Genomic DNA, 24077 nt, shown 5'->3' with positions numbered 1-24077 from the left:
CGACGAGACGACCGCAGCGACCGGTCAGCGCGCCGTCAGGGCTGGACTGCCGAGCAGTTCGAACGCCCTGGCGGCGCTCTCGTGCGCCTGCAGGGGGAGGGTCCGCTCGGCGATGCGGTCGCGCTCGGTCGTGGTGAGGCGCGCCGCCGCTGCTGCCTCGTGTGATGCGCGGACGAGCGACGGGATGTCCTGTCGGGAGGCGAGCGCACTGGCGAGCGCGACGAGCTCGGCGCCGATCAACCGCACCTCGTCGTCGTCCGAGCGGACGTACCAGGCGCCGAGGGCGATGACGGTGGAACCCAGCACCGGTCGGTCGAACCGGTTCGGGAGGAGGCGTCCCAGCGCGATGGTGCGGGTGCGGACCCGCCGCACGAGACGCTGGACCTCGGTGGCGTCCGGGACACCGTCCAGCACGGCGGCGGCGATCGCGGCGGAGCCGACGAGGGTGAACCACGGCGATCGTCTCGACTCACCCGGAGTGAACGCGACGAGCGCCTTCCCGTAGAGCTCGGCTCCCCGTGCGGCGTCGCCCTGTGCCCGCGCGATCTCGGCGAGACCGGCCCAGCCGATCGACCGCCGTTCGGGGAGGGGGGCGAACGCGGAGAACGAGACGTCGTCCGAGAGGAACCGGTCGAGCACGGTGGCGGCGGCGGCGTGGTCACCGCGGGCGATGTCGCCGATCGCGATCAGCCACTCGAGTTGACGGAGGTCCGCCTCGGCACCGATCGCCGTCAGACCCTCGGCAGCGCGGGCCGCCCAGACGAGCGCTTCCTCCGGCTCGTCGTTCTGGCTGTGCAGTTGGGCGAGCATGTGCGCACTCATGGCCGCACCCCAGACGTCCCCGAGCGTGAGCGAGAGGTCGTTCGCGCGCAGGGCGGCCGCTTCGGCGGCGCGGGGGTCGCCGTCGTTCTCCGCCGCCTGGGCCGACATGAGGTTCCCGAGGTTCGCGACGTGCGGGTCGGTCGACCGGGAGTACTCGCGGAGGAGGGCCTCCGCGCGTTCGGGGCGACCCGCGACCAGCAACAGGCTGACCATCGCGCGCATCCGGGGGTCCTGTGTCGTCCGCCCCCGTTCGAGTCGGCGGAGGACGCCGATCGCCCGCGCGGACGTCCGGGGATCGGCGGCGAGGAAGGTCACGGTGATGATGGCGACGGCGATGGCGGGGGTGTCGGTCGACACCGACTCCGGGTCCTGATGGCGGAGTACGTCGAGGACGGCCGCGCCGAACACCAGGACCTCCTGATGCGCGCTGCGGATCGTCCAGAAGAGGGCGAGTCCTGCGAAGACCGGGGCGACGACATCGGCGCGATCGTCGGCGACGGCCCCGCGGAGCACGTCCACCAGGGTGTCCTGTTCGAGGGCGAGGCGCGCGAACGCCGCCACCTGTCGCGGTCCCTGCATGGCGGGGAGGAGCGTCTCGGCGAGTGCGACCGCCCAGGTCCGAGTGCGGTCGAGTACGAGGTCGTCCTCGTGCGCCTCGGCGGACTTGATCGCGCCGAACTCACGGACCGTCTCGAGCATCCGGAATCGGACGGTCCCGGTGGCCGGGTCGTCCTGCACGGTGAGCAACGATTGGCCGACGAGCGCGTCGAGCGCCTCCACGACCTCGACCTCGGGGGCGAGCGCTGCAGCCGCCTCCAGATCGAAGCCGTCGGGGAACCTGGACATGCGACGGAGGACGACACGTTCGTGCTCTCCCAGGAGGTTCCAACTCCAGTCGATGACGGCGAGCAGGGTGCGGTGGCGCTCAGGCGCACTGCGATCACCGGCTGTCAGCAGGGTGAAGCGGTTCCCGAGTCGTCGCTCCACCTCCTCGACCGACATGGATCTGGTGCGCGCCGCCGCGAGTTCGATCGCCAGCGGCAGGCCGTCGAGTCTCGCGCAGAGACGTGCTGCGACGTCGAGTGGCACATGGAGTCCCGGGCGGGCGGCGCGGGCACGCTCGACGAACAGCCGTACCGCCGGGCCCGCGTGTTCGAGGTCGGTGCCGTCCACGGCGGCGTCCAGCGGGTCGAGTTGGTAGACGTGCTCGGCGGCGATCGACAACGGGCTCCGACTCGTCGCGAGGACGCGGAGGTCGCCGGCCCAGGCCAGCGCATCGGCGATCCAGCGTGCCGCCGCATCCACGAGGTGCTCGCAGTTGTCCATCACGAGCAGCGTCGGCCGCTCCGAGAGTCGGTCGATGATGCGCTCGTGCAGTTCGACCGGTTGCACCAGGATCGCTTCACTCAGCCGACGCGGGGTCGGGGCCTCGCGGATGCCGAGTGCGGTCGCGACCGCGAGTGGCAGATCGTCCGGGTCCCGCACGCTCGCCAGTTCCACCACGACGACGCCGGGCGTGTTCGTGGCGGCACGCCGGGCGACCTCCTGGGCGAGTCGGGTCTTCCCGAGGCCACCGGGGCCGAGGATCGTGGTCAGGCGGACCTCGGACACGAGCGTGCCGATCGCGTCGAGGTCGGTGTCGCGACCGAGGAGCTCGTTCGGCGCCGTCCGGAGTCCGAGCACCATGCTGGAGACCCGGGCGGCCAGGGGAGTGGCCGCCGGCGGAGACGGCTCGACGGCGTCCTGCAGGAGCGCCGCGTGTGCCGCGACCAGCGCCGACGTCGGGTCGGCACCGAGCTCGTCCCGGAGCCGGTGACGGTGGTCTGCGAAGAGCTGCATCGCGTCGGAGCGACGTCCGCTCTGCGCGTAGGCGTTGAAGAGCATCAGCTGGGTGGCGTCATCGAGCGGGTCGGCGGCGACGAGCGCCTCGAGATCGGTGATGACGGCCGCGCCGTCGCCGAGCTCGAGGCGGCTCTGGGCACGCACCCGGCGCAGGTCGTCGCGGAGCCGCGCCGCGCGGAGCGCCAGCTCGTCGCCGATCGGACCGTCCAGTTCAGCGCCGGGATCACCGGTCCAGAGGAGGAGCGCGTCCCGGGCGAGCGTGCCCGCGGTGTGCGGGTCGGCGGCGCGGACGGCCGTCGACGCCGCATCGGCCGCCTGCGCGGCGACGTGGAGGTCGACCAGGGACTGGTCGATCGACAGTCGATACCCGGCGGCCGAGGAGTCGATGAGGTCCGGCGCCGACACGGCGCGCACCCGTGAGACCAGGGTCTGCAGCGCGGCTTTGGCACCTGCGGGCGGTGCGTCGTCCCACAGCTCGTCGATGAGGGCGGCCGTCGACACGGCGCGCCCGTCCGCGAGCACCAGGATGGTCACCAGCGCTTTGGCGAGCCGGCCGCCGGGTTCGACGAGCCGACCGGTGCGTCCCTCGACGAGCACCGGCCCCAGGACGGTCACTCGGAGGTTCGACGCAGGCACGTCACGAGTGTATCCACGGCTCGTTACTTGGACCGGCCCGGTCACTGAGCCGTCCCCGGTCACTGAGCCGTCCCCGGTCACTGAGCCTGTCGAAGTGCGACCTGCCGACGAGTTCAGGGAACCGAGGCGTCAGCGCAGGGTCTTGCGGGCGGTGATCTGCCCGGTGTCGAAGCCGAGCAGATGGAGTCCACCGTGGAACCGGGCGTGCTCCACCTTGATGCAGCGGTCCATCACGACGTTCAGGCCCTTCGACTCGCCGTACTCGGCGGCCTCCTGGTTCCAGATGCCGAGCTGCACCCAGACGGTCGGTGCTCCGATGGCGACGACCTCGTCGATGACCTGCGGGATGTCGCTCGCCTTGCGGAAGACGTCGACGATGTCGGGTACCTCCGGCAGGGAGGCGAGGTCGGGGTAGGCGGGCTGACCGAGGATCTCCGTGGCGTTCGGGTTCACGAAGTAGATCGTGAAGTCGCTCGACTGCTGCAGGTAGGTGCCCACGAAGTAGGAGGAACGCGCCGGGTTCGGTGAGGCGCCGACGATCGCGACGGACTTCGCCTCGCGGAGGAGCTTCAGGCGAGCCTTCGCGTCGGGGCCCGCCCAGGTGCGCTGCGAACGCAGCAGCTTCGCGAGCGGCGAATCGGCGGGCAGCGAGCAGGTGAGACCGTTGGTGAGCCGGACCGTCTCGGTCGCGTCCTGGTCGGTCACGGTCGCGTCCACGCCGGTCACGGTCGCGTCCACGCCGGTCACGGTCGCATCCACACCGGTCACTGTCGCGTCCACACCGGTCACTGAGCTTGTCGAAGTGCTCATGCCACTACTCCTTCACCGCTGCGGCGAGCGCCTGGTCGAGGTCGTAGATGATGTCGTCAGGGTCCTCGATACCGACGCTCAGCCGGACGATGCCCGGCAGCACACCGGCGTCGACGAGCTGCTGGTCGGACAGCTGCGCGTGCGTCGTCGATGCGGGGTGGATGATGAGCGTCTTCGCGTCGCCGATGTTCGCCAGGTGGCTCGCGAGGTCGACGGACTCGATGAGCTTCTGGCCGACCTGACGGCCACCCTTCACCTCGAAGCTGAAGACCGAGCCCGGTCCCTTCGGCAGGTACTTGTTCGCGCGCTCGTGGTGCGGGTGAGCCGGGAGTCCGGCCCAGTTGACGGCGGCGATGCGCGGGTCGGCGTCGAGCCACTCGGCGACGATCCGCGCGTTGTCGACGTGGGCCTGGATCCGGAACGGCAGCGTCTCGACACCCTGGGCGAGGAGGAAGGCCGAGTGCGGTGCGAGCGCCGGACCGATGTCGCGGAGTTGCTCGGCGCGCAGCCGGGTGAGGAAGGCGTATTCGCCGAAGTTGCCCGACCACTGCAGGCCGCCGTAGCTCGGGACAGGCTGACCGAACAGGGGGAACTTGTCGGTGTTCCAGTCGAAGCGCCCGCTTTCGACGACGACGCCACCGAGGGTCGTGCCGTGGCCGCCGAGGAACTTGGTGGCCGAGTGCGTGACGATGTCGGCGCCCCACTCGATCGGTCGGTTGAGGTAGGGCGTCGCGATGGTCGAGTCGATGATGAGCGGAATGCCGTGTGCGTGCGCGACGTCGGCGAGGCCCTCGATGTCGGCGATCTCGCCCGAGGGGTTCGCGACCGTCTCGGCGAAGACGAGCTTCGTGTTCTCCTGGATGGCGGCGGCGTAGTCGGCGGCGTCGGAGGACTGCACGAAGGTGGTCTCGATGCCGAACCGGCGGAGGGTGACGTCGAGCTGGGTGATCGAACCGCCGTAGAGGTTGGCCGAGGCGACGATGTGGTCGCCCTGTCCGGCCAGCGAGGCGAAGGTGATGTACTGCGCGGCGAGGCCGGAGGCGGTCGCGACGGCACCGAGGCCGCCCTCGAGGCTGGCGATGCGCTCCTCGAAGCTCGCGACCGTCGGGTTGGCGAGGCGGGAGTAGATGTTCCCGTACTTCTGCAGGGCGAAGCGGGCGGCGGCGTCGGCGGTGTCGTCGAAGACGAAGGCGCTCGACTGGTAGATGGGCAGCGCCCGTGCGCCGGTCACCTGGTCGGGGATGTTGCCCGCGTGGATCGCACGCGTGCGGAAGCCATACTCACGATCTGCCATGCGTTCACGCTACCGGAGCACCGTCGAGCGCTTCACCGTGCTGCAACATTGCGTCGCATTCGGCCGCACTGCACAGGGCCTGCCCAGGGCGTCGGCGTATCGTGTGGGACACAGCCCTCATCGGGCTGCCGGACGAGGGCGCAGTACCCGGAACGCGACAAGACTGACCACTTGGGAGTGATCGTCATGTCTTGGATCGTACTCATCGCGTCCGGGGTCCTGGAAGCCGTCTGGGCCACCGCGCTCGGCAAGTCCGAGGGCTTCACGAAGCTCTGGCCGACCGTGACGTTCGCGGGGGCGCTCGTGCTCAGCATGGCCGGCCTCGCCTGGGCCATGCGCGACATCCCGGTGGGCACCGCCTACGCGGTCTGGGTCGGGATCGGCGCAGCGCTCACCGTCGGATACGCCATGACCTTCGGCGGCGAGCAGCTGTCGGTCGTCAAAGTGCTGCTCATCCTCGGGCTCATCGGCTGCGTCATCGGCCTGAAGATCGTGGGCGGCGAGCACTAGCCGCGCTGCCCAGGCACGCACGCCTGCCTGCCTCAGGCCAGGTGCACCGCTCCGAGCGCGAGCACCGCGATGAGGAGCCAGGAGACGAGCCCGACGACGAGCGCGCGCCACCCGGTGGTGACGAGCGTGCGGACGCGGATCGCGGCGCCGAGTGCGAAGAGCGCCATCGCCAGCAGTGCGGTCTGCACGCCGTCGGCGACGTCGAGGACGAGCTCGGGCACCGGGAGCAGGGTGCGGACGAGGACCGCGGCGATGAAGCCAGCGACGAACAGCGGGACGATCGGCGGTCGGGCTGCGGTCACGGTCCCGTCGGCATCGACCTGGGCACCGGCGCTGGCCGACACCGCCAGGAGTCGGCGGCGTTCGATCGTCGCGGCGGCGGCGACCATGGGGGCGAGGAGCACGACGCGGGTCAGCTTGACGACGACGGCGATCGCGAGTGCGCTCGTGCCGGCGATCTGGGCGGTCGCGACGACCTGACCCACGTCGTGCACGCTCGCCCCCACCCAGTGACCGAACTGCTCGTCACTGAGCCCGAGTGGGCCGCGGAGCGCCGGGAGGACGAAGATCGCCAGGGTCCCGCAGAGCGTGACGAGCGCGACGGGCGTCGCCTGCTCCTCGTCCTTCGCCTTCACGACGCCGCTCATCGCGCCGATGGCGGAGGCGCCGCAGATGGAGAAGCCCGTGGCGATGAGGAGCGGTTCGGGGCCCGCGAGCCCCAGTCTCCGGCCGAGCCAGAGGGTGACGAAGAAGGTGACGACGACGATCGCGACCGTGGTGGCGAGCGTGACCCACCCGAGGCCGGCGATGTCGACGAGGCTCAGCTTCAGCCCCAGCAGGACGACACCGATCCGCATGAACCGTTTCGCGCTCATGCCGAGTCCCGGCTTCAGGACACCCGCCGCGAGCCGCTGGAACGGCGGAAGCTGGCCCACCACCATGCCGAGCAGGACGCTCGCGGTCAGCAGGGGGACGACCGGCAGGAGGGTGTGGAGGCCCAGGGCGGCGAGCGCCGCTGCACCGGCGACGAGCACCCCTGGGAGCGCCTTCATCGTCGTCCTCCCGTCACACCCATGACGGCAACCAGGCGTGCAGGTGCCAGAACCAGTAGGGCACGGTGATGGCGGTCCAGAGCGGATACCAGAAGATGCTCAACAGCGTCGTGATGGTCACGAACACCCCGATGACGCCGACGCCGGCGAACCGTCGTTCCTCCGGGTCGTCGCGGGACCCGAGGATCTTCCCGATCGCGAAGACGAGCGCCAGGATGAGGTACGGCTCGAAGACGATCGTGTAGAACTGGAACACCGTCCGGTTCAGGTAGAGCAGCCAGGGCAGGTACCCCGCTGCGACTCCGAGGACGATGAGCCCGACCTGCCACTCGCGGTACCGGACGAGCCGGTAGACGCAGTACCCGAGCGCGACGGCGGCGCCCCACCAGATGAGCGGGTTGCCGATCGAGGTGATCGCGGAGGAGCAGGCGTCCCACGCGCAGCCGTCGGTCCCGGTGGCTGGGGACTGGTAGTACATGCTCGTCGGCCGGATCATGAGCAGCCAGCCGAGCGGGTTCGCGGCGTAGGGGTGCGGGGTGCTGAGGCCGACGTGGAAGCTGTAGGCGCTCTGGTGGTAGTGCAGGAGGCTCTGGAACCAGTGGGGGACCCACGCGAAGGTGCCGGTCCAGGCGTTGCCCACCGCATCGGCCCACTGGCGGTCGTACCCGCCGGACGTCCTGATCCACCCGGTCCAGCTGGCGAGGTACACGACGGCGGCCACCGGGACGAGGGTCACGAAGGACACGGGGCCCTGCTTGAGGACCGCCGCGCTCGCCCACAGGCTGAGGCCCAGTCGGCGACGGAGCAGGAGATCCGTGACGATCACGTACACGCCGAACGCGGCGAGGAAGTACAGTCCGTTCCACTTGACCGCGGTGGCCGCGCCGAACGCGACCCCTGCGGCGAGCAGCCACGGCCGCCACCATAGGACGGGACCCCAGGCCGGATCGGCGCCCCTCGCCCGGGCTGACGCGACCTTCGCCGCCAGGCGTGACGCGTGCCACGACCGGTCCAACAGGATCGCGCCGAATCCCGCGAGCACGAAGAACATCACGAAGTTGTCGAGCAGCGAGACCCGGGCCATGACGATCGCGTGCCCGTCGATCGCGAACAGGAACCCGGCCAGGACGGCGAGGATCGACGAGGTGAACAACCGCTTGGCGATGAGCGTGACGAGCAGGACCGCGAGCGTTCCGGCGATCACGGTGGAGATGCGCCACCCGGTGCTGTCGTCGATGCCGAACACGGCGATGCCGAGCGCGATCAGCCACTTGCCGAGCGGTGGGTGCACGACGTAGGAGGGATTCGTGCTCGGGCTGCCCGCGTCGCCGTTCGCGAAGCCCTCGTCCGCCCCGTCCGGCCAGGTGCTCTCGTAGCCGTTCAGCCACAGCGACCACGAGTCCTTCACGTAGAAGGTCTCGTCGAAGACGAGCGAGTGCGGGTGACCGAGGTTCCAGAACCGCAGCACGAACGCGAGGAGCGTCACAGCGGCCGGACCACCCCAAATCCAGAGCTTCCGGCGGCGCTCGGTGCGGAGCATCCGCTCCCACCAGCGGTCGAGGCGGGATCCCGTCACAGGGGCTTCCAGAAGATCGACCGACACCGTCTCATCTAACCACCCCGACCGGATGGGAGACTGGTCCGGTGATCATCCTCGGAGCGACCCCCATCGGCAACCTCGGCGATGCGTCGCCCCGACTCCGGGAGGCGCTGGCCGCGGCGGAGGTCATCGTCGCCGAGGACACCCGGACGGCCATCCACCTGCTGCGCGCCCTCGGTGTGGAATCGCGGCCGCGGCTCATCGCCATGCACGACCACAACGAGCGCGAACGCGCGGCCGAGATCGTCGAACTGGCCCGCGAGACCGACGTCCTCGTGCTCAGCGACGCCGGCATGCCGACCGTGTCCGACCCCGGCTTCCACCTCGTCGACGCGGCGGCGGCCGCAGACGTCCAGGTCACCGCGATCCCCGGACCGTCGGCGGTCGTGACGGCGCTCGCCGTGTCCGGCCTCGCGACCGACCGCTTCACCTTCGAGGGGTTCCTCCCGCGGAAGCCGGGCGACCGACGCAGCAGCCTCCGAGCGCTCACGACCGAGCCACGGACGATGGTGTTCTTCGAATCGCCCAACCGACTCGCCTCCTCCCTCGAGGACATCGCCTCCGTGCTCGGAGCCGATCGTCGCGTGGCGGTGTGCCGGGAGCTCACCAAGCTGTTCGAGGAGGTCAAGCGGGGGACGGCCGCTGAACTGGCCGAATGGGCGTCCGGGGGTGTGAAGGGCGAGATCTGCATCGTCGTCGCCGGTGCTGAGGCCGTCGAGGCCGATCCGGCCACCGCGCTCGAGCAGGTACTCGCGCTCGTGGCCTCGGGCACACGCCTGAAGGACGCCTCCAACGAGGTCGCCGAGGCCACCGGCCTCTCGAAGCGCGACCTGTACCAGGCGGCCCTCGCAGCCCGGCCTCCGAAGGCGTCGCCGGACGCGCAGGTGCGTCCCGCGCCGTAACAGGCACGGTGGCCACGCCCGCTCGTCCTAGGATTGACCCCATGGCCGACGGCACCTCGTTCTACATCACCACGCCCATCTTCTACGTCAACGATGCCCCGCACATCGGGCACGCCTACACGGAGGTGGCCGCGGACGTCCTCGCGCGCTGGCACCGTCAGGCCGGCGACCGCACCTGGTTCCTGACCGGGACCGACGAGCACGGCCAGAAGATCCTGCGCACGGCGACCGCGAACGGCGTGACGCCGAAGGAGTGGGCCGACAAGCTCGTGAGCGAGTCCTGGTACCCGCTGCTCGACACGATCGACATCTCGAACGACGACTTCATCCGCACGACGGACGTGCGGCACGAACAGAACGTCCAGCTCTTCCTCCAGCGCCTGTACGACGCCGGCTTCATCTACACCGGTGAGTTCGAGGGGTACTACTGCGTCGGCTGTGAGGAGTACAAGCAGGAGAGCGACCTCGTGCAGGGCACCGGTGAGTACGTCGGGCAGCTGGTGTGCGCGATCCATTCGAAGCCGGTCGAACTGCTCCAGGAGAGCAACTACTTCTTCCGCATGAGCGACTTCGCCGAGCGCCTGCTGGCCCTCTACGAGGAGCGACCGGAGTTCGTGCAGCCGGAGTCGGCGCGCAACGAGGTCATCCAGTTCGTGCGCCAGGGGCTCAAGGACCTGTCCATCTCCCGCTCGACCTTCGACTGGGGCATCAAGGTCCCGTGGGACGAGAGCCACGTCGTCTACGTGTGGTTCGACGCCCTGCTCAACTACATCACCGCCGCCGGGTACGGCTCCGACGAGGAGGCGTTCGCCGAGCGCTGGCCCGCCACGCAGATCGTCGGTAAGGACATCCTGCGGTTCCACGCGGTCATCTGGCCGGCCATGCTCATGGCCGCCGGGCTCGAGGTCCCGAAGCGGGTCTTCGGTCACGGCTGGCTGCTCGTCGGCGGCGAGAAGATGTCGAAGTCGAAGCTCACCGGTATCGCACCGAGTGAGATCACCGACACCTTCGGCTCCGACGCGTTCCGCTACTACTTCATGCGCGCCATCGCCTTCGGGCAGGACGGTTCGTTCAGCTGGGAGGACCTCTCCGCGCGGTACCAGGCGGAGCTCGCGAACGGCTTCGGCAACCTCGCGTCGCGCGTGCTCGCCATGGTGACGCGGTACTTCGATGGCGTCGTGCCGGCGAGCGGCCCTGCCGAACCGGCCGACGTGGCCATCCAGGAGACGGTCGCCCGGGCGGCTGCGGACGCCGCCGCCGCGATCGAGCGCCTCGCCATCCAGGACGCGCTCGCGGCCATCTGGCGGATCGTCGACGAGCTGAACGGCTACATCACGGAGCAGGAGCCGTGGGCACTCGCGAAGGACGAGGCCAAGCGGGAGCGGCTCGGCACCGTGCTCGCCACGGCGGTCGAGGGCCTGCGCGCCCTGTCGGTCCTGCTCCACCCCTTCGTCCCGAAGGCGACCACCAAGCTGTGGTCCGCCCTCGGCGCTGAAGCCGCCCTTGGCGAGCTCGGCGCACAGCGCATCGGCGACGTCGGCACCTGGGGGCAACTGCCCGCCGGCACCTCGGTTGCAGGGCTCGAGCCCCTGTTCCCGCGGATCGAGGCCGTCGCCGAATGAGCGGGGGCGTCGCGCCGGATCCGGCCGCCACACCGCACCTGCGGCGGCGCGAAGCGGGGGAGCGGAAGCAACTGAGCTACCCCGAGGCACCTGAGGCGCTGCCGGTCGCGGTCTACGACAACCACACGCACCTCGAACACGCCGACGGCGACGCCCCGCTGACCCCGTCCGAGCACTTGGACCGTGCGGCCTCCGTCGGGGTCCGCGGCATCGTGCAGGTCGGCACCGACGTCGAGACCTCGCGCTGGTCGGCGGCGATCGCCGCTCGCGACCCCCGCGTGCTCGCGGCGGTCGCGATCCACCCCAACGACGCACCGGACCTCGACCGCGCGGGCACCCTGGACGAGGCGCTGGCCGAGATCGACCGTCTGGCGGCGGAGCCTCGCGTCCGCGCCGTCGGCGAGACCGGCCTCGACTTCTTCCGCACCGAGGAGGACGGCCGCGCGGCGCAGTTCGCATCGTTCGAAGCGCACATCGCCATCGCGAAGCGCCACGGTGTCGCACTGCAGATCCACGATCGCGATGCCCACGACGAGGTCGTCGAGACGCTCCTCCGAGTGGGCGCTCCGGAACGCACCGTCTTCCACTGTTTCTCGGGCGGCCCGGAGCTCGCCGAGCTGTGCGCCGAGCACGGCTGGTACGCCTCCTTCGCCGGGACGGTCACGTTCAAGAACGCCGCACCGCTGCGTGAGGCGCTCGCGATCATGCCCCGCGAGTTGATCATGGTCGAGACCGACGCGCCCTACCTCACGCCCGCACCGTTCCGCGGTCGGCCGAACGCGCCGTACCTCCTCCCGTACACGGTGCGCGGCATGGCCGAGCACCTGGGCGAGGACGTCGCCGCGTTCGCGACGCAGCTCGCGACGAACACCGAGCGCGTCTACGGCTCCTGGGCCGACTGAGCGACTGAGCCCGTCGCCGAGCCTCGCGTCCGTCGTCCGACGAGGACCGGCTCCCCGATCAGGGATACTGGAGGGATGACCGCCTCCGTCGCCCTGCTCGGCCCCGCCGAGATCCGAGATCTCGCCACCCTGCTGGACGTGACGCCGACGAAGAAGCTCGGTCAGAACTTCGTCATCGACGCGAACACCGTCCGCAAGATCGTGTCGGTCGCGCACGTCGCTCCGGGCGACGTCGTCGTCGAGATCGGCCCTGGACTCGGTTCGCTGACCCTCGGCCTGCTCGAGGCCGACGCGAGCGTCGTCGCCGTCGAGATCGACGGTCGGCTCGCCAAGCAGCTGCCGCTCACGGTGGGGGAGATGGCACCGGGCATGATCGACCGGTTGTCGGTCGTCTACGAGGACGCGATGCGCATCGAGGAACTCCCGGCGCAGCCCAACCGACTCGTCGCCAACCTGCCGTACAACATCTCCGTGCCCGTCCTCCTGCACTTCCTGGAGCACTTCACCTCGCTGACGGCCGGTGTCGTCATGGTGCAGGCCGAGGTCGGCTACCGGCTCGCCGCCGGCCCGGGGAGCAAGGTCTACGGCGCCCCGAGCGCGAAGGCCGCCTGGTACGGCGCGTGGCGCATCGCCGGCCAGGTGAGCCGCCAGGTGTTCTGGCCCATCCCGAATGTCGACTCCGTGCTCGTCGGATTCGAGCGGCGCAGCGACGTCATCGGCACCGAGGAGGAGCGCATCAAGACCTTCGCGCTCATCGACGCGGCGTTCCAGCAGCGTCGCAAGATGCTCCGGCAGGCACTCGGGAGCGTCCTCGGCAGCTCCCAGGCCGCGACGGAGCAGATGGAGGCCGCCGGAGTAAAGCCGACGGCACGCGGCGAGGAGCTCACGGTCCACGACTTCCTGTCGATCGTGCGCGCGGGACGATAACGTTGGCGCATGACCGCTGATGCTCGATTCCCGCTGAACGTCCCCGACATCCACCGCCCGTACGCCGCGGCGGACGACCGCTACGCGCGGAACGACTACCGCCAGGTCGGCACCTCGGGGCTCTTCCTCCCGCCCATCTCGCTCGGCCTCTGGTACAACTTCGGCGACAACCGGCCCTTCGACGGGCAGCGCGCGCTGCTGCGCCACGCGTTCGACCACGGCATCACGCACTTCGACCTCGCGAACAACTACGGCCCGCCCTACGGCTCCGCCGAGACGAACTTCGGTCGCATGATGCGCGAGGACTTCGGTCCGTATCGCAACGAGCTCATCATCTCCTCGAAGGCCGGTTACGACTTCTGGCCAGGCCCGTACGGCAACTTCGGTTCGAAGAAGTACCTGACCGCGAGCCTCGACGAGTCGCTCGAACGGATGGGTCTCGACTACGTCGACATCTTCTACTCGCACCGGGTCGACGAGGTCACGCCCATCGAGGAGACCGTGGGCGCGCTCGACGCGATCGTGCGCTCCGGCAAAGCCCTGTACGTCGGCATCTCGTCGTACTCGGCCGAGCGGACGGCCGCCGCACACGCCGTCGCTCGCGAGCTCGGCACGCCGCTCGTGATCCACCAGCCGTCGTACTCGATCCTCAACCGCTGGGTCGAGGACGGCCTCACCGAGGTGCTGACCGAGACCGGCCTCGGCGCGATCGCGTTCGTGCCGCTCGCGCAGGGGCTGCTCACCGACAAGTACCTCGGCGACGGCCCGGCAGAACGTGCGACGAACCGTCCCTCCCTGCCCGACCGCCAGGTGAGCGAGGAGATGGCGACCCGCCTCCGGTCCCTCAACGACATCGCCGCGGAGCGCGGGCAGACCCTCGCGCAGATGTCGCTCGCCTGGGTCCTGAACAACCCCGCGATCACCTCCGCCCTCATCGGTGCCTCCCGCCCCGAGCAGCTCGACGAGAACCTGGCGGCGCTCGACGGCCCCGCGTTCACGACCGAGGAGCTCGAGGAGATCGACCGACTCGCGGAGGGCGCCGACGTCAACATCTGGGCGGACTCCTCCGACAAGTGACGCGGTCTGAGGCGCCTGCTCGATCGACTAACTTGGAACAATGACCACCGAGGCCATCCTCAAGCACGTCCACGTGCGAGCACCGGGGAAGATCAACGTCTTCCTCAAAGTCGGCGAAGTGATGGACGACGGCTACCACGACGTCGCGACCGCGTACCAGGCGATCTCGCTGTACGAGGACGTGCACGCGTACCCGGCCGACGACTTCAGTGTGTCGTTCTCCGGCTCGGTGGACGTGTCGGGTGTGCCGACCGACACGAGCAACCTCGCCATCCGCGCCGCGAAGGCCCTCGCGAGACGGACCGGGTACCGCGGCGGTGTCCGGCTCGAGATCGAGAAGCACGTGCCGGTCGCCGGCGGGATGGGCGGCGGCTCGGCCGACGCCGCGGCCACGCTGCTCGCCTGTGACGCCCTCTGGGGGACCGAACGCAGCCGCGACGACCTCCTGGCGCTGGCGGCACGCCTCGGCGCCGACGTGCCCTTCGCTCTGCTCGGCGGCACCGCTGTCGGCACCGGCCGCGGCGACCAACTGAGCAGTGCGTTGGCCAAGGGGCAGTTCGAGTGGGTGCTCGCCCTCGCCGACTTCGGCATGTCGACCCCGCAGGTCTACCAGGAGCTCGACGCCCACCGGGCGCGGCACATCCTCGACATCTCTCCGTCCGGTCGCCAGCCGACGGTCGACGCCGCGGTGCTCCAGGCGTTGCGTGCGGGCGATGCCCACCTTCTCGGCGAGGTCCTCTACAACGACCTGCAGGCCGCTGCGCTGCAGCTGCGCCCGGTGCTGGGCGAGGTGCTCGAGTTCGGCGACTCCCAGGGCGCCCTCGGCAGCCTCGTCTCCGGCTCCGGGCCGACGATCGCCTTCCTGGCTGCCGACACCGACGACGCCGTCGAACTGCAGGTGACGCTCGCCTCGTCCGGGCTGAAGGTCATCCGTGCCCACGGACCGGTCCACGGCGCCCGTATCGTCTCGCAGAGCTGAGACGCGGCCCGCAGGACACGAAGCAGCCCCGGTCGGAGATCCGACCGGGGCTGCTGTGCGAGGTGGCGCGGTTCAGGCCGCGACGCCGCGCACGCGGAGCGAGTTCTCGATGATCGTGAGCCCCTCCATGCCGGGGAGCTTGGCGATGTGCCCGTCGATGCGGCGCACCTCGGCCAGGCCGTCCTCGTCGCCGAAGAGGTGGCCCATGACGTGCGTGACCTCGGAGTCGGGCATGACGCCCGAGCCGACGGGGCCCCACACCTTGCGGAGCAGGAAGCGGGTGAGTCGACGTGCGCTCTTCGACGACTCCAGGCGCGCCTTGGCCTGGCTCGCGTAGAACGCCACGTGACGCGTCTCCTGCTTCGCGATCCGCTTGAGGAGCACCGAGAGCACCGGGTGCCGCTCCAACTGCGCGAGGCGGGTGTACGCGGCGGTCGCGGACCACTCGTTCGCCGCGCCCCAGCTCATGTGCACCGCGATGAAGTCGGTGCCAACGAGGTTGCCGAGGATCGACTGCTTGATGGGGTCGAGGCGGTCCTTCCAGCCGAGCTTCAGGCGCGTCGCCTTGAGCTCGTCGAAGTCGACCGTGATGTCGTGGGCGGCGAGGACGGCGGCGAGCGCCTCCCCGTGCCAGAACTCCTCACGGTTCCACATCGTCATGAACGCGCCGACCTCGTCGTCCTCGTGGGACGGCGTCATGAGCATGTCGCGCAGATAGCAGACCGTGTGGTACTCGATGTCGCACATGTAGCGCAGGCTGCGCAGGGTGGAAGCGGGGAGCGGGTTCGTCTTGAACTCGTCGAAGTCGAGGTCGCTCCAGTTCACCGAGACACTCGTCTCGGTGAACTTGTCGATGTCAAACGCCATGTGCGGTGGGGCGGTCGGGGATCGTGTCCTCGGCCGTCCGCTCTCCTCTCGGCTGTGCGGGGCGCGGTGCGCGGGTCAGTTCGTCTTCGGAGCGGACGCCTCCGGTGGTTCGTGCCCATTCTCGCACCGTCCACCGGCCGGCTTGCGCCAGCTTGTACAGGGTGTGGTCGGGGTTGACGGCGACCGGGTTCCCGACCAGCTGCAGCCAGGCGGCGTCCGCATGGGAGTCGCCGTAGCCGTAGGAGTGCGCGAGGTCCATGCCGTGCTGCTCGGCGTACTGCGTGAGCCAGGCGCCGCGCGCTTCGTCGACGAGCGGCGGGCTGTCGAGGTAGCCCGTGAGGCGTCCGTTCTCGGCGTGCATCGCCCCGGCCACGACCTCGTCGAAGAACGGCTCGAGCGGAGCCGTCATGAGGTCGATGGTGCCCGTGACGAGGATCGTCCGGTGACCGGCCGCCCGGTGCGCGGCGATCTGTTCGAGCGCCTGGGGGAGGAGGCGGGACCGGACGGCCTTGCCGAAGCCGCCCCGGACGATCTTCTCGAGCTGCGCCACGTCGACGCCCTCGTAGCGGCGCATGAACGTGCGGATGAACTCACCGCGGTCGCGGAGTTCAGCACCGATGTACCCCGGCATGGAGGCGCCGAGCGTGGCGATCTCGATGGGCCAGCGCGACCGTGAGGTCGCGGCGAGCCGCAGCCAGAGGTACTGCTCGATGAGGTTCCAGGCGAGCACCGTGCCCTCGAGGTCGAACACCGCGAGGACGTCGTCGCGCACGGGCAGGATCTTCTGCTGCTTCGCGGCGCCCGCCTTGCGGTTGGCGAAGGCGCGGGTCAGGGTCGTGACGGCGGGGAAGTGGATGCGCTGGAAGTAGTCGTCCCAGTCGATCGTCGTGACGTCGAACCCGCGGTCCGTCTGCTGCTCGGGCGTCAGTGAGGCGTGCAGGGCACGGGTGCGCTGGTCGTCGAACACGATCTCGCTCTGCACGTAGGAGCGGTAGAGCCCGGTGAAGTCGCGGAGCGAGCCGAGGTCACTCGACGCCTTGCGGATCCGGTCCTGCCACCCGCGGGTGGTCGCGTTCGCCGGCAGGTGGGAGACGACTCGGCCGGCCGCCGTCGTCGCCTTCTGCCGCCGGTCGATGGAGCGCTCGATCGCGCGCCCGCCGGGGAAGTTCCAGGTCGGCACGCTGATGTCGCCGGCGTCGGCCGGGATCGGGTGCTCCGTGAAGTAGCTGTGCACGTTCGCGTACATCTTGTGGAACGGCAGCGGGTTGCTGGCGCCGGAGCTCACGTGGAAGTAGCGAGCCGCAGCCGGCTCCGGCGGGGTCTGTGCCGCGGCGAGGATCGCGTTGACGACGAAGTCGACGGGGATGATGTCGAGCACGCTGTCGGGGAGGCCCGGGAAGTCGGGCAGCTGTCCGCGGCCGTAGGCGATGATCAGCGGGTCGGCGACCTTGTAGCCGTCGATCCAGCCGGGGAAGGGGTGCGCGAGCGCGCTCTCGATGATCGAGGGACGCACGACGGAGAGCCGGTTGCCCTCGCCGGCCCAGCGCTCTTCGGCGACCCGCTCGGCCATCGCCTTCGTGAAGGTGTAGACGTCGGTCCAGCCGAGGCTCTCGGCGCGGGCGCGGCCGTGGGCGACGAGTCGGGCGTCGACCCAGGCGATGCGTGCGGCCTCGGCGGCGTTCGAGACGGCCTGGGGGCCGGCCTTGCCGTGCTCGCGACGGGCGGTCTGCATGAGCTTGCGCAGGACCTCCGGACGACGGGACGACTCCTCGGTGCGGACACGCGCCGAGCGGGCTGCCTCGGCCTCGACGCGCCAGTCGACGTCGTGCGCGAGGCTGCGTTCCGGCTGGATGCCCTTCCGCGTGCCGCCGACGTAGGCGGTGGAGACGTGGACGACGTGCGGGGTCGCGCCGCTCTTCGCGAGCGCCGCGTACAGGGTGGTGGCGCCGCCGACGTTCGTGGCGAAGGCCTCGTCGATCGGCGGGTCGAAGGAGACGGTCGACGCGCTGTGGATGACGACGTCGAGGTCGGCCGGCAGCGCCATCTCGTCGAGGCCACCCTCGATCACGCTGACGCGTTCGGCCACGATCGAAGCAGCGGCTTCGGCGCCGACGCGTTCGCGCCAGGCCTTGAACACCGGCTTGCGAAGCAGGGTCTGGAGACGGTCGCTCCCGCGGACCGACCCCTTCTTCCGGATGAGCAGGCTGACGCGGGTGGTGGGGTGATCGGCGAGCAGGCGCTCGAGCACCGCCTGGCCGAGGAAGCCGGTGCCGCCGGTGACGAGCACGTGCGCGCCGTCGAGGGCATCCGGGGCGGTGGCGGGCTGCTGACCCTCCGGCTCCTGGGCGTCGGGCTGTTCGGCGTCTGGGGTGGGGGTGTCGGTCATCGGTTCTCCTCGAGGCTGCCGCGGCGTCCGCGGCGGGCAAGTCTTGCGGCGAGATGGAGGCCCGACTGACCGGGCAGCGCGTCGATCGACGCGTCGATGCCGAGGACGGCGGGGTCGCTCCAGGTGGCGGTACTGCGGAACACGAGCGCGGCGAACCGCGCCGTCTGTCGGGGGCCGTTCGCATCGGAGCCGGTGGGCCACACGGCGTTCCGGATGCGGCGACGGGTGATGCCCTGTGCACGGGGCGACGCGGCGAGGCGGTCACTCGCCTGAGCGGTGAAGAACTCGAGGTGCCTGGCCTTCGTCTCGAGGATCTCGTCGACGAGGCGGTCGAGCACCGGGTGCCGCTCGCGCTCGCGCACCGCTCGGTAGGCCGCGTGGGTGATGAGGTCGTCGATCGTCCCGATCGTCATGTGCCAGGCGATGATGTCCTCGCCGAGCACGTTCGCGATGAGGGCCTGGCCGATGGGCGCGAAGCGGTCGCGCACACCGTGGACGGTGCGGCGGAGACCCGTCGAACGCGTCTTGTCGCGCGGGGTCCCGTTCGCCTTGAGCACGGTGTCGAGGGTGTCGGTGATCCAGTACTTCTCGTACGCCCAGGTGATGAGGAACGCGGTGACTCTGGCGTCCTTGTGGGTGGGGGTGACGAGCACCCCGCGGAGGTACTGCATCGTCGCGCGCTCGATGTCCGACAGGGCGCGAAGCAGCGCGACCGTCTCAGCACTCAGCGGCGTCTCTGCGAAGGCCGCGGCGTCGATCTCCTTGCGACGACTGCCGACGGCGGACTTCGCGTAGTCGCGGACGCTGAACCCGTGGGCAGGCCGCAGCATGGCGCTCTCCTGCTCCGCGTCCTCGAGGGCCGCGGGTGCTGTTCCGCGCGGCGAATCCCGGTTCACCATGGCGTCTCCGTTCCGTGACGATCCGACCTCATCACTGTAGCTTGCAACGATACGCAACGCGTAGCGTATTCTGATCCCCATGGCTACAGCTCTCGTCACCGGTGGGACGTCCGGCATCGGTGCCGCGTTCGCCACGGCGCTCGCCGGGCGGGGCTTCGACCTGGTGCTCGTCGCCCGTGATGTCGAGCGGCTCGAGCAATCGGCCGAGCGACTGCGCGCGACCGGTCGCACCGTCGAGGTGATCAGTGCCGACCTCTCGGACCGCGCCGACGTCGCGAGACTCGCCGCGCGGATCGAGGATCAGGGGTCACCGATCGACGTGGTCGTGAACAACGCCGGGTTCGGCGTGCACGCCCGCCTCACCGACCCCGACACGAGCGAGCTCGACAACGCGATCGAGGTCATGTGCCGGAGCGTCACCACGCTTTCGGGCGCCGCGGCCCGCGCCATGCGGGAACGCGGACGCGGCACCATCATCAACGTCTCGAGCACGGCGGGGTACATCACCACCGGCGGCTACTCGGCGGTGAAGGCGTTCGTCACCACCTACACCGAGGCGCTCGCGGTCGAGCTCGCCGGCTCGGGTGTCCGCGTCACGGCGCTCTGCCCCGGATGGGTCCGTACCGAATTCCACGATCGCGCCGGCATCAGCACCCGATCGATCCCGTCGGGTCTGTGGATCGATGTGGACCGGCTCGTCGCCGACGCCCTCCGCGACGCCGGGAGGGGGGTCGTCGTCTCCATCCCGAGCTTCCGCTTCAAGGCCCTCATGGCCCTCGTCAAGTTCGCGCCCCGTGCGTCCATCCGGTGGATCTCCGGCCGGATGTCCTCGAGCCGTCGAGCCGCCAACGCCGCCCAGTCAGGAGCCCGCCGATGACCGCAGAGCCGCGGTTCACCTCCTCCCTCCACGCCAACGCACGGTTCGTCGCCCAGCGTCTGCTGTTGAAGCCGCTCGTCTGGTCGCTGACCCGCGTGACGGTGACGGGCCGCGAGCGCCTGTCGGGCGTCACCGGGCCGTACATCGTCGTCGCCAACCACCAGTCGCACCTCGATGCACCACTCGTCGTCGGGGCGATGCCGCGTCGGCTCTCGCGCTACCTCGCCGCCGGTGTCGCGGCCGACTACTTCTTCGACGTGCCCGCCCGCCGCATCTTCGCCGCCCTCTTCTTCAACGCGTTCCCGGTCGACCGCTCGGGTGACCGCAAGCGTGCAGGCGTGTCCCGGGAGCTGCTCGAGAGCGGCGTCCCGATCCTCATCTTCCCCGAGGGCGGCCGATCACGGACGGGTGAGCTCGGCCGGTTCAAGCCCGGTGCCGCGGCACTCGCCACCCGCCAGGGCATCCCCTGCCTCCCGGTGGCCGTCCTCGGCACCCACTCCGCCATGCCGAAGGGTCGCAACTGGCCCGTCCCGGGACGACCGCCGGTGCGCGTCGTCTTCGGGCAACCGATCCACCCGCAGCCGAACGAGACGCCCGTCCAGCTCATGGACCGCGTCGTCGCCGAGATCGTCGCGCTGCGCGCCTCGGTCGAGCCGGGAGCACACGTTTCGATCGACACACCACGAAAGGAAGCCGGATGACGTCTGTGGAGCACATGAAGTGGTGGGGCTGGGGAGTCGAAGGGGTCGCGTTCGAGCACAGCAACAAGCCGGACTTCGCGCCGTTCGTGAAGCAGGCCGTCGGTCTCGACCTCCGGAAGCCGGCGCAGGCACACCTCAGCTTCGACGAGCTCACCGTCCCCGCATCGCGCGCGTCCGGGGAGTTCATCGCCGAGCTGTCGACGCTCGTCGGTCAGGGTCACGTGACCACGGACGACCAGGAACGCGTCGTCCACACCTACGGCAAGAGCATCCGCGACCTGCTCCGGATCCGCGCCAACGACCTGCCCCGCACGCCCGACCTCGTCGTGTATCCGGCTGACGAGGCCGAGGTGGCGTCGATCGTCGCTGCAGCCGTCGCCGCAGACGCCGTGATCATCCCGTTCGGCGGCGGCACCAACATCGCCGGCTCGCTCGACCCGCAGCCGACGGAGGAGCGGGTCATCATCTCGCTCGACCTCGGCCGGCTCGACCGCGTCCTGTCGATCGACGAGGGCTCCGGTCTCGCCACCATCCAGGCCGGTGCGCAGGGCCCCTCGATCGAGGAGCAGCTCGGTGCCAAGGGCTGGACGATGGGCCACTTCCCCGACAGCTTCACGCACTCCACACTCGGCGGATGGGTCGCGACCCGCTCCTCGGGCATGCAGTCCGACAAGTACGGCGACATCGCCGACATCACCAAGGGCCTGCGGATGGTGCGCCCGAACGGCATCGTGGCGATCCGCCCCGTCCCGAGCGCGTCGACCGGACCGAGCGTCCGCGAGATGATCATCGGCAGCGAGGGTCGACTCGGCATCATCACCGAGGTCACGGTGCAGGTCCACCGGACGCCCGCCGTCCGCGAGGTCCTCGGCTACTTCTTCCCCACCTGGGAGGCCGGGCTCGCGGCGATGCACGAGATCGCCGAGAGCGACGCCAGCCCCTCGGTCACCCGGGTGTCGAACGCCCGGGAGAGCGGCTTCTCGCTCGCGACCCGCAAGGCCAGCACCGGCGTCTCGGCGCAGGTCACCAAGGGTCTCATGAAGGTGCTCACGGCCAGGGGCTGGGACCTCGAGCAGCTGTGCCTCTCCTTCATCGGCTACGAGGGCAGTGCGTCCCACGTGCGGTACGAGAAGGGCCTCGTCGGCTCGATCGTCCGGAAGCACGGCGGCATCGGCGTCGGCAAGGGCCCCGGCGCCCTCTACGACCAGAAGAAGTTCGACACCCCGTACCTGCGCGACTTCCTCCTCGACCGTGGAGCCGCGGCCGACGTCTCGGAGACCGCGGCACCCTGGTCGCGCTTGCAGGAGGTCTACGACGCCGCGAACGACGCTGCCAACGCCGCCTACGACAAGCTCGGGGTGCACGGGTGGATCATGTGCCACCTCTCGCACTCGTACCACTCCGGCGCGTGCCTGTACTTCACCTTCGCGTTCATCACCGGCGACGACCCCATTGGCGAGTACGAGCAGGTCAAGTCGGCGATCCAGCAGGCCTTCGTCGACCACGGTGGCACCCTCTCACACCACCACGCGGTCGGTGTCGAGCACTCGCCGTGGATGGAGCAGGACATCTCGACCGAGGGCGTCGCGATCATGCGCGGCCTCTTCGACAGCGCTGACCCCGGCTCGAACTTCAACCCCGGCAAGATCCTCGCGGACTGAGCCCGGTCGCTGAGCGGTCCTTCGGGCCCTGAGCGGTTCCTCCGGTCCCTGAGCCTGTCGAAGGGCAGCTCAGGGCCGGAGCCGACCCGACCGCGCCGCCGTCGCCGGTAGTCGGACGATGAGCGCACCGGGGTCGACGGTCAGCCGGGCCGCCGAGACCAGGCCGATCCCGTCGCCGTCCGCTTGGAACTCGGCGGGCGGTGAGACCGTCACGTCGATGCGTCGTACGCGCAGGTAGCGGAGCGCCCCGCCGGCGGAACCGGCCGTCTCGACGGCACTCGGCTGCACGCGGCGGCCCCGTGTCGGTCTGCCCTTGGAGAACCGGGCGACGGGATTGTTCGCGCGGTGCAGCCAGCGCGTGACCCGGACCCCGTCCCACCCTTCGAGGGACCGCACCATCAGGACATCGAGCACACCGTCGTCCAGGAGTGCGTCAGGGAGGACGTCGAGGCCCGCCGAGACGGTGCCGCAGTTGCCGACGAACATCGTGTGCGTCCGTCCGCTCCGGATCGGTCCGCCGTCCTCCTTCCAGGAGACGCGTGGCCGGTCGCGGCGGAAGAGCCCGCGGATGATCGGGACGACGTAGGCGATCCAGCCGAAGCGGCGCTTGAGGATGGGGTCGGCGTAGGCCACCATGTCCGCGTCGACGCCGAAGCCGGACATGACGAGGAACGGGGTGCTGCGCCGGACGCCGTCGGGGTTCCGGTACTCGATCAGGCCGACGTCGACGCTCCGGCCCTCTCCGGCGAACGCGGCCCGCACGGCGGTGGCCGTGTCGATCGGGATCCCGGCGTTCCGGGCGAAGAGGTTCGCGGTGCCGACGGGGACGACGGCGAACGGCGTCCGGGTGTGACGCATCGCCCCGGCCACCTCGCGGACCGTCCCGTCACCGCCGGCGGCGATGACGAGCGACGCGCCGCCTCCGAGCGCCTCGGCGACCTGGTCGACCGCGGTCGACCGCTCTCGGGTCGGGATCCAGCTGGTCGGTCCCCAGCCGGCCTCGGCGGCTGCTGCGTCGACGAGCCTCGTCACGCGCTCGAGCTGGATGCGCGTCGGGTTGTAGATCACCGCAGCGTGCGGCGGGGTGCTGCCTCGCGTCATGTGGCCAGTGCCGGCCAGAGGACGGACAGGACCTGGTCCGCCCAGTCGTCGTCCATGTCGGCGCCGCGGACGAGCTGTCCGAGGACCGCGCCGAGGAGGAGGGTCGCGACGAGGCGGCCGTCGAGTCCGGGCTTCAGATCGCCGGTGGAGATCCGTTCGTCGACCAGGTTGGACAGTGCGCGTGCCCGGTTCCTCGTGAGGTCGCGGAGCAGCGTCGAGAACTCGGGGTCGTCCTGGAGCAGGATCGACGCGATCGTGCCCCGGCCCACCACGTCCTCGATCATCGCTCGGGCTTCGTGGAGCAGCCAGGTGAAGGTGTCGTAGGTCGAGAGGTTCTCGGGGATCTCGACCGGGGTCTCCATGGCGCGCGCGACGGCCGCCGTGAGCAGCTCGGAGCGGTTGCGGTACCGCCGGTAGATCGTCGTCTTCGCCACGCCGGTGGTCTCCGCGACCGCCTCGATGTTGACGGCGACCGAGCCGCGCGAGCGCATGAGGTCGAGCGCTGCGTCGAGGATGCGGTCGCTCATCTGCTGAGCGCGGGAGACGCGTCGGGAGACGGGCACCGACCAACCTCCTCCGCGCGACGCCGGAGTCCGGTCGGATCGGTCCA

At 70.3% G+C, this 24077-nt stretch carries 20 protein-coding genes and 1 riboswitch; of the genes, 10 read left to right on the top strand and 10 right to left on the bottom strand.

Translation table 11 applies throughout. The features are described 5' to 3' along the window. Window positions 1-24: 24 nt before the first annotated feature. The 3 genes from ACZZZB_RS03715 to ACZZZB_RS03705 all read right to left on the bottom strand — a co-directional run bounded on the left by ACZZZB_RS03715 (window position 25) and on the right by ACZZZB_RS03705 (window position 5404). Entirely contained in the window at window positions 25-3300 is a 3276-nt protein-coding gene (locus tag ACZZZB_RS03715; RefSeq protein WP_463529031.1) for a BTAD domain-containing putative transcriptional regulator, read from the bottom strand. 129 nt (window positions 3301-3429) lie between these two features. Then, window positions 3430-3921, bottom strand: a complete 492-nt coding sequence (locus ACZZZB_RS03710; RefSeq protein WP_370282230.1) for a CoA-binding protein — start codon at window positions 3919-3921, stop codon at window positions 3430-3432. 193 nt (window positions 3922-4114) lie between these two features. After that, window positions 4115-5404 carry an O-acetylhomoserine aminocarboxypropyltransferase/cysteine synthase family protein gene (locus ACZZZB_RS03705; protein ID WP_079705440.1) on the bottom strand — a complete coding sequence of 430 codons (1290 nt, stop codon included), beginning with the start codon at window positions 5402-5404 and terminating at the stop codon, window positions 4115-4117. Between the two features lie 108 nt (window positions 5405-5512). Beyond that, window positions 5513-5576, top strand: a riboswitch (guanidine-III (ykkC-III) riboswitch). Window positions 5577-5590: 14 nt separating this feature from the next. On the opposite strand from ACZZZB_RS03705, the gene ACZZZB_RS03700 reads away from it, so the two are divergent. After that, on the top strand, window positions 5591-5914 hold the full coding sequence (locus tag ACZZZB_RS03700) for a DMT family transporter (protein ID WP_079003866.1): 324 nt from the start codon (window positions 5591-5593) through the stop codon (window positions 5912-5914). A 32-nt stretch (window positions 5915-5946) separates the two neighbouring features. Here the strand turns inward: ACZZZB_RS03700 and ACZZZB_RS03695 are convergent, their stop codons facing one another. Further along, window positions 5947-6966 (bottom strand): YeiH family protein, encoded by a 1020-nt coding sequence (locus tag ACZZZB_RS03695; RefSeq protein ID WP_463529030.1) that lies wholly within the window; start codon window positions 6964-6966, stop codon window positions 5947-5949. A 13-nt stretch (window positions 6967-6979) separates the two neighbouring features. Beyond that, the gene (locus ACZZZB_RS03690; RefSeq protein ID WP_229938717.1) at window positions 6980-8542 is read right to left on the bottom strand and encodes a dolichyl-phosphate-mannose--protein mannosyltransferase; all 1563 of its coding nucleotides are present in this window, start codon (window positions 8540-8542) and stop codon (window positions 6980-6982) included. Between the two features lie 68 nt (window positions 8543-8610). On the opposite strand from ACZZZB_RS03690, the gene rsmI reads away from it, so the two are divergent. From rsmI to ACZZZB_RS03660, 6 genes are all read left to right on the top strand, one after another. Then, window positions 8611-9468: a 16S rRNA (cytidine(1402)-2'-O)-methyltransferase gene (gene rsmI, locus ACZZZB_RS03685; RefSeq protein ID WP_463529029.1), complete on the top strand. Its 858-nt coding sequence runs from the start codon at window positions 8611-8613 to the stop codon at window positions 9466-9468. A 41-nt stretch (window positions 9469-9509) separates the two neighbouring features. Beyond that, window positions 9510-11090 carry a methionine--tRNA ligase gene (gene metG, locus ACZZZB_RS03680; protein WP_463529028.1) on the top strand — a complete coding sequence of 527 codons (1581 nt, stop codon included), beginning with the start codon at window positions 9510-9512 and terminating at the stop codon, window positions 11088-11090. After that, entirely contained in the window at window positions 11087-11992 is a 906-nt protein-coding gene (locus tag ACZZZB_RS03675) for a TatD family hydrolase (protein WP_463529027.1), read from the top strand. Before metG ends, ACZZZB_RS03675 begins: the two co-directional genes overlap by 4 nt. A gap of 75 nt (window positions 11993-12067) precedes the next feature. Then, on the top strand, window positions 12068-12919 hold the full coding sequence (rsmA, locus tag ACZZZB_RS03670) for a 16S rRNA (adenine(1518)-N(6)/adenine(1519)-N(6))-dimethyltransferase RsmA (RefSeq protein WP_463529026.1): 852 nt from the start codon (window positions 12068-12070) through the stop codon (window positions 12917-12919). 9 nt (window positions 12920-12928) lie between these two features. Beyond that, complete coding sequence (gene mgrA / locus ACZZZB_RS03665; RefSeq protein WP_463529025.1) at window positions 12929-13996, top strand: L-glyceraldehyde 3-phosphate reductase; 1068 nt, start codon at window positions 12929-12931, stop codon at window positions 13994-13996. A gap of 40 nt (window positions 13997-14036) precedes the next feature. Further along, entirely contained in the window at window positions 14037-14975 is a 939-nt protein-coding gene (locus ACZZZB_RS03660) for a 4-(cytidine 5'-diphospho)-2-C-methyl-D-erythritol kinase (protein WP_064296493.1), read from the top strand. A 72-nt stretch (window positions 14976-15047) separates the two neighbouring features. Here the strand turns inward: ACZZZB_RS03660 and ACZZZB_RS03655 are convergent, their stop codons facing one another. From ACZZZB_RS03655 to ACZZZB_RS03645, 3 genes are read right to left on the bottom strand one after another with little or no spacing between them, the layout of a single operon-like run. Next, window positions 15048-15842 (bottom strand): ferritin family protein, encoded by a 795-nt coding sequence (locus ACZZZB_RS03655; protein ID WP_079705450.1) that lies wholly within the window; start codon window positions 15840-15842, stop codon window positions 15048-15050. Next, entirely contained in the window at window positions 15832-18228 is a 2397-nt protein-coding gene (locus tag ACZZZB_RS03650) for an SDR family oxidoreductase (protein WP_191940738.1), read from the bottom strand. The genes ACZZZB_RS03655 and ACZZZB_RS03650 overlap by 11 nt, the downstream gene beginning before the upstream one ends. Then, window positions 18225-19127 carry a hypothetical protein gene (locus ACZZZB_RS03645; protein WP_463529024.1) on the bottom strand — a complete coding sequence of 301 codons (903 nt, stop codon included), beginning with the start codon at window positions 19125-19127 and terminating at the stop codon, window positions 18225-18227. The genes ACZZZB_RS03650 and ACZZZB_RS03645 overlap by 4 nt, the downstream gene beginning before the upstream one ends. A gap of 79 nt (window positions 19128-19206) precedes the next feature. On the opposite strand from ACZZZB_RS03645, the gene ACZZZB_RS03640 reads away from it, so the two are divergent. Genes ACZZZB_RS03640 through ACZZZB_RS03630 form a run of 3 tightly spaced genes read left to right on the top strand, consistent with a single transcriptional unit; the run spans window position 19207 to window position 22366 of the window. Next, entirely contained in the window at window positions 19207-20004 is a 798-nt protein-coding gene (locus tag ACZZZB_RS03640; RefSeq protein ID WP_463529023.1) for an SDR family NAD(P)-dependent oxidoreductase, read from the top strand. Continuing rightward, on the top strand, window positions 20001-20705 hold the full coding sequence (locus tag ACZZZB_RS03635) for a lysophospholipid acyltransferase family protein (RefSeq protein ID WP_079705454.1): 705 nt from the start codon (window positions 20001-20003) through the stop codon (window positions 20703-20705). Before ACZZZB_RS03640 ends, ACZZZB_RS03635 begins: the two co-directional genes overlap by 4 nt. Continuing rightward, window positions 20702-22366, top strand: a complete 1665-nt coding sequence (locus ACZZZB_RS03630; RefSeq protein WP_463529022.1) for an FAD-binding oxidoreductase — start codon at window positions 20702-20704, stop codon at window positions 22364-22366. Before ACZZZB_RS03635 ends, ACZZZB_RS03630 begins: the two co-directional genes overlap by 4 nt. Window positions 22367-22435: 69 nt before the next feature. Here ACZZZB_RS03630 and ACZZZB_RS03625 read toward each other — a convergent pair whose 3' ends face one another. Together ACZZZB_RS03625 and ACZZZB_RS03620 are read right to left on the bottom strand one after the other, a co-directional pair. Continuing rightward, on the bottom strand, window positions 22436-23467 hold the full coding sequence (locus ACZZZB_RS03625) for a diacylglycerol/lipid kinase family protein (RefSeq protein ID WP_463529021.1): 1032 nt from the start codon (window positions 23465-23467) through the stop codon (window positions 22436-22438). Beyond that, window positions 23464-24030 (bottom strand): TetR/AcrR family transcriptional regulator, encoded by a 567-nt coding sequence (locus ACZZZB_RS03620; protein WP_463529020.1) that lies wholly within the window; start codon window positions 24028-24030, stop codon window positions 23464-23466. The genes ACZZZB_RS03625 and ACZZZB_RS03620 overlap by 4 nt, the downstream gene beginning before the upstream one ends. Window positions 24031-24077 lie beyond the last annotated feature (47 nt).

The sequence above is a fragment of the Plantibacter sp. AC185 genome (genome assembly GCF_979258065.1).
The sequence above is the reverse complement of the archived record's forward strand: the minus strand, read 5'-3'. Positions and strand labels throughout refer to the sequence as shown.